The following is a 5005-nucleotide window of genomic DNA, read 5'->3' as shown; positions in this document are numbered from 1 at the left end:
GTCGAGTCGCCCGGGGGGAGTTTTTCACCCCCAGGCGCTCACAGATCCGGACGTGAACGTCTCCGCTCATGCGGCTCTTACCGTCCAGCCGCCGTCTTGTGCAGCATCGGCCAATGGACCAACACGGGGGGGGGCGGCAAGCAATGTCCCGTACCCACTGCTCTGCGCCTCTTCGATGTCGCCGCAGAGGCGATCGAGCACGGCATCGGCATAGGTGGGGTTACCGATGAGGGCGTGCCACTGGTCCACCGGGAGTTGGCTGGTGACGATGGTGGATCGACAACCGTAGCGATCTTCGAGAATCTCCAACCGAGGCCATTGGCTTCGCCCAAGGCTTGGATATCAACGAAGGCCTTGGCCATGCCATGCAGGCCAAGTGCGTGAAGCTGATCGAGTGTCGAATGGGTCAACACGTCTGTTCTCCTAATTGTAGTAGCGCGGCCCGCGGATGTTGGCATGGACGATCGCAGTCCCGTCTGCGGGCCTGTGTGCGGGACGACGATCGAGGTTGTTGGCGAGAATCGACTTGACCGAGCCGTAGGTGCGCGCGCTGATGTCGATCGCACGCGCGGAGGCGGCTTCGAGCCGTTCGCGACCATAGAATCGGGCGAGCCTGATGATGCCGAGACAGGCGCGGAAGCCCTGCTCGGGATGCGGCCGCTCGTCGAGGATAAGATTGCACAGTGCCAACGTCGCAGGCCCGATCGCCGCGGCATCGCTCGATGGTCTAGCCGGCGCAACAAGGCCTGCCGCGACAATCGCTCCGTGCTCTATCAGCGTGTCCCGCGGCTGTTCACCGATCTCGCTTTGGCGCGCGGCGACGGCCGCCACCCGCGGCTCCTGCGGGCGCTCGGCCGCATCGATCTGCTCATCCTCGACGACTGGGGCCTCGAGCCGCTCGACGCCGCAGCCCGCCACGACCTCCTCGAGATCCTCGAGGACCGCTACGGCCGCCGCTCCACCACCGTCACCAGCCAGCTCCCCGTCGATCAATGGCACGCGTTGATCGGCGATCCCACCTACGCCGATGCCGTCCTCGACCGCCTGGTCCACAACGCCCACCGGATCGATCTCAACGGCGAGAGCCTGCGGCGAACCCGCAAACCCGATCGAAAGGCCTGAGCCAGTAGCGCTGTGGACATACCGCTGCGCTTGGACAACGCAAAGAGCGTTGCCCACATGCCCACAGCAGACCAACAGCAGACGAAGAAGGGCCTCAAGCCGCGATTCAAGGTTGACCCCGCGGCTTCACCGATGCCAGAAACCAAACAGCCAGAATGCCTCGCGCCCCGGGCGACATCAAATCGGAATGGTGGGCGAGATCATCTCGGAATCCTGGGCGAGATCAAATCGGTACACCCGGGCGAGATCATCGGAATCCGCAAACGTAAACACTCGATCTCGGCCCATAAAGGCCCAGTCAACATTCTCGTCAATGAGGAACCTCGATATTCCCAAGACGCCGTCGTTGATCGCGCAATGTATCGTGCGCAAAAAAGGGCCAAAAGCAATGCTCTGCAATTTTAGGTTATTCCTGAAACAAGATTGCAACAACGGAGCCGCTTCCTGGGATCGGGGATTTACTAAGCGACCGAACTCAACATCCACTGGCCGTGGCAGATCTCCGCCCCGTGGATTCAGCGCAACACGTCGACCGCATTCTTCGAATTGATCTCCATTCATTTCTCACCGGCTAAAAAACGGCACCGTTACCCGCTGGGTTAGTGTGGCTCCACCCGAAAAGTCGAGAGTACAGGGTTCACCACACCACAGCCGCCCTTGTCGGCCCATCGATAGGCGACATAGTCGACCATGGCCGGTGTCCACAACCTCTCAGCATTAATGATATGTCAACATTGATCTGTGCAATCAGCGAGGTCGTTCCGCTCAAATTCGACGCGCTTGAGGCCCTTTCTCGACGGATTTCACCAAGCCGACCATCGTCGCGTCTGACGGCCATTGGGGCGAGATCATGGCGCTCGCCCGCCGCGATCACCTCACATGCGGCGTGTAGTTCCATCCGGAATCTATGCAGCTAAGGGCACGTGCTAACGATGAACTTCTTTACGCCCCATAAAAATCTCCGGACCGCGAGGATCGGAGGTCACATCGCAGGCGTCCAGTTGACGAAGAAGTCGTGAGCTGCTGGTAGTTGGGCAGGCAGACGGCTCGGCAATCCGTGATATGACATGACGCCATGAACTCGATCGGGGGGCTGCTACATCGCGAGAACCTACTGGTTGGCCTCGCGGTCGGCTAGAAACCAACAGACGCGTGCGGGTTGACGTTGACGGCGCGCGTAGTTGACTCCAGCGTCCGCTTCCGGAGTCGCGTTGGCCGAATCCGTGCGCATTGGTGTCCCATTCGTTAGCAATCGCCGGCCTGGCCGGTGATGGTTTGACCAATTCAGATTTCAAAAATCTCGCGTGGTAGCTTGGTGAACGACTCTGCTCTGGATTCTGTCACGCGAAACGTTTCACTGATGACATAGCCGAACTCTTCGTCGATCCAGTTGCCAAGCATCAGATGAAACGTCATGTTTGGCTTCAGGATGGTGGAATCACCCTCCTTGAGACTCGCCGTCGGCTCTGTCCAATCGATCCCCATGGCATAGCCGCACCGTGACTCCTTCTCGAACCCATGCTTTTTGAGTGTTGCATTGAACGCCGCGGCGACATCGCCACACCTCGCGCCAGGCTTGACCGCAGAAAGCGCGGCTTCCAGACCGGCCACCTCACCTTCGTGAATGCGACGTAAGCGATCTGACGGCTTGCCGATCGACATCGTTCGCATCAGGGCCGAGACATAGCCGTGACGCACGCCGCCAAATTCGAGGTTGATCTGTGAACCTTGCTGGAACACGTCCTCAGTCCAGCGAATGTGACACGTGGACGTGCGCGGTGAGGCGCAGAGAAAGAAGCTCGTCACATCGGTGCCCGGCTTTCCGTTGGCACCACGTACCAGCGTAGCAATGATCTCAGCGGCTGCATCAGCCTCACGCACACCCGGCCGAATAACTTCTTTCGCCCGCAGCATTCCGGCATCGGCGATGGCAGCAGATTCGCGCATCACTGCAATTTCCAGATCGGATTTGACGCCCCTGATCCAGGCAACCACATTGGTAAAGTCGACGAGCTTCGCTTGCCCAGCTCTCGATCTGAACTTCTCTTCAGTCGCAGCCGACAGCAACTTTGCCTCCAGCCCGATCCCTTTGTGGGCCAAGCCCTTGTCCAGAATGAAGTCGATTATCGCATCGTAGCCGTCCCGCTCCGGGTTGGCGATTAGGGCTTCCGGGTAGCCAATCACTCGGCTGCGATCGACAAACATCTGATGGATTGCCGCTGGCGCATCCATACGACGCGTCACGAAGGTGGGCTCTTCATCGCTAGCGGAAACAACCAAAGCCTGCGGGACATAGCCGGATTTCGAAGTATATCCGGAAAGATAGGTGATGTTGGCTGGGTTCGTGACCACCAGCGCATCAACCTCGCGCCGCTCCATTTCGGACTTAACTGCTGATACACGGCGCAGATATTCGCTGCGGGGAAACGCTTGTGAGCCTTTTGGCATTGCCATGACTTAACTCCTTCTATCCGGTCCTTCGTTCTTCAACGAGATTGAGACGGTCATGTGTTGTGACTGGTGCGCATCCGTTTCGTGAGAGAAGCGGATGCGAGCGCATGACAGCCGACAGCGACGATCACGATCGAGCGGCCTGCGAACGGTGCGGCAGGTCTTCCCGGGCCTCCTCGATCGGCGGGCCATCGATGTCGGCGCGAACGGCAACGCTGCGCTTGGGTCCAGCTGCCAAGCCTTCGATGTCGACATAGAGACCAGTCCTGTGAAAGGTTTGTGCGCCTGTCAGATCAATCATCAGTAGCGCTTCAGGTATTCTTTGCTGTTGGAAAGCTCGGCTCGCGATGCATGACGTGGAGCATTCGATCATCGTCTTCCGCCCTTCGTCGGACAGTAAGCCATTCGTAGGAGTTCCCATGGCGATCTCGATTGTGCTGGGGCGAATTGGCCTCTCGACCCAGGCTAGCAGCAGCTAACCGGCGAAAGCTCTCGACTTTTCTTCATCGGGCGCAGCCGAACTGCAAATAGCCGAAATTTGTCGCAGGATTTAGCCGAAGACGCTCGGAATAGCGGCGCATGGTGCCGCCAAAGCCGAGTCTCGAGAGCTTATCAAATGACCCGTTCGATACCATGCGCCGCAACGTAAGCGTAGCTCTGAGACCCATTTGATTGGCGCTTGACGTTTATTTTGAGCGCGTGGTGCGCCGGCGCGGCTTCCATATGTCGGACAATTCATTGACAGCGGCCTCAAGCGCCTTCCGGTCGACGACGTTGGGATCGAACTGCTCCGGGCCCCAGAGGCGCATATGTTCGTGCTCCGGATGGGTGGGGTCGCTGATGGCGTCGAGGTATTCGGCATAGCCTGGCGCACCGCCGACATCTTCCGGAGGACAACGGCCAGCGGCCTCGAGCAAGAACGGAAGTCCCTCCGTTGTCGTGTTGTCGAACCACTTTTCAAGCTTGATCACGTGATCCCAGCTGTCGCCGAAGTCGTAGAGATAATGGATCGTCTTCGCGCCGGTCTCCTGAACGATATTAGAGAGCCGCGTCTTGCGGGCATCGATGGGCTGAGGGCCAAAATCTCCATCGGGATCAGGGATACCCCAACGTGCTTCGCCGGCCAGGAACTCGAAGAGATGGCTGTTCGTCCAGCCAAACGCCGCCTGAAGCGTCAGATGCAGCCGATCAAGGCGCAGCGTGAGCGGCACGACAAGGCATCGCATCACCTCCGGTTTCACGTCCTTGAGGGTCACCTTGATCCGGACCGCGGTCGTGTTCAGGCTCATGCCGCCAGCCTCGGATCGTGTGCATGCATCGTGTAGATCGACGCCCAAGGGAGCAGTTCGTCCAGTCGCGCCGCAGGCCAACCATTGACGAGCTTCGCGAGAACATCAGCGAGCCAGTGCTCGGCACTGACGCCATTGAGCTT

At 59.2% G+C, this 5005-nt stretch carries 6 protein-coding genes and 2 pseudogenes; 2 read left to right on the top strand and 6 right to left on the bottom strand.

Annotation, left to right across the window (positions count from 1 at the left end):
- Nucleotides 1-66 precede the first annotated feature (66 nt).
- Both H8B02_RS49230 and H8B02_RS45175 read right to left on the bottom strand, forming a co-directional pair.
- Nucleotides 67-309, bottom strand: a pseudogene (locus H8B02_RS49230) (ATP-binding protein); the annotation flags it as partial.
- Between the two features lie 114 nt (nt 310-423).
- Nucleotides 424-690 carry a hypothetical protein gene (locus H8B02_RS45175; RefSeq protein ID WP_229172199.1) on the bottom strand — a complete coding sequence of 89 codons (267 nt, stop codon included), beginning with the start codon at nt 688-690 and terminating at the stop codon, nt 424-426.
- A 48-nt stretch (nt 691-738) separates the two neighbouring features.
- Here H8B02_RS45175 and H8B02_RS45170 point away from each other — a divergent pair.
- Nucleotides 739-1122 (top strand): annotated as a pseudogene (locus tag H8B02_RS45170) (ATP-binding protein); the annotation flags it as partial.
- A gap of 57 nt (nt 1123-1179) precedes the next feature.
- Nucleotides 1180-1527 (top strand): hypothetical protein, encoded by a 348-nt coding sequence (locus H8B02_RS45165; protein WP_229172197.1) that lies wholly within the window; start codon nt 1180-1182, stop codon nt 1525-1527.
- A gap of 879 nt (nt 1528-2406) precedes the next feature.
- Here the strand turns inward: H8B02_RS45165 and H8B02_RS45160 are convergent.
- The 4 genes from H8B02_RS45160 to H8B02_RS45145 form a co-directional block, all read right to left on the bottom strand.
- Nucleotides 2407-3576, bottom strand: a complete 1170-nt coding sequence (locus H8B02_RS45160; RefSeq protein ID WP_229172196.1) for a M24 family metallopeptidase — start codon at nt 3574-3576, stop codon at nt 2407-2409.
- Nucleotides 3577-3700: 124 nt separating this feature from the next.
- Entirely contained in the window at nt 3701-3946 is a 246-nt protein-coding gene (locus H8B02_RS45155) for a hypothetical protein (RefSeq protein ID WP_229172195.1), read from the bottom strand.
- A gap of 313 nt (nt 3947-4259) precedes the next feature.
- A complete protein-coding gene (locus H8B02_RS45150; protein ID WP_229172194.1) occupies nt 4260-4862 on the bottom strand; it encodes a plasmid pRiA4b ORF-3 family protein in 603 nt (200 codons plus the stop codon).
- A partial coding sequence (locus H8B02_RS45145; RefSeq protein WP_229172198.1) for a transposase domain-containing protein occupies nt 4859-5005 on the bottom strand: 147 nt, incomplete at its 5' end. The genes H8B02_RS45145 and H8B02_RS45150, both read right to left, overlap by 4 nt.

The sequence above is a fragment of the Bradyrhizobium altum genome, from assembly GCF_020889705.1.
Classification (GTDB): domain Bacteria; phylum Pseudomonadota; class Alphaproteobacteria; order Rhizobiales; family Xanthobacteraceae; genus Bradyrhizobium; species Bradyrhizobium altum.
This window is presented reverse-complemented; position numbering and strand designations above follow the sequence as displayed.

Coding starts and splice junctions, on each gene's coding strand:
- H8B02_RS45165 (WP_229172197.1), top strand. CDS start 1,180: ATGCCCACAGCAGACCAACAGCAGACGAAGAAGGGCCTCAAGCCGCGA.
- H8B02_RS45160 (WP_229172196.1), bottom strand. CDS start 3,576: ATGGCAATGCCAAAAGGCTCACAAGCGTTTCCCCGCAGCGAATATCTG.
- H8B02_RS45155 (WP_229172195.1), bottom strand. CDS start 3,946: ATGATCGAATGCTCCACGTCATGCATCGCGAGCCGAGCTTTCCAACAG.
- H8B02_RS45150 (WP_229172194.1), bottom strand. CDS start 4,862: ATGAGCCTGAACACGACCGCGGTCCGGATCAAGGTGACCCTCAAGGAC.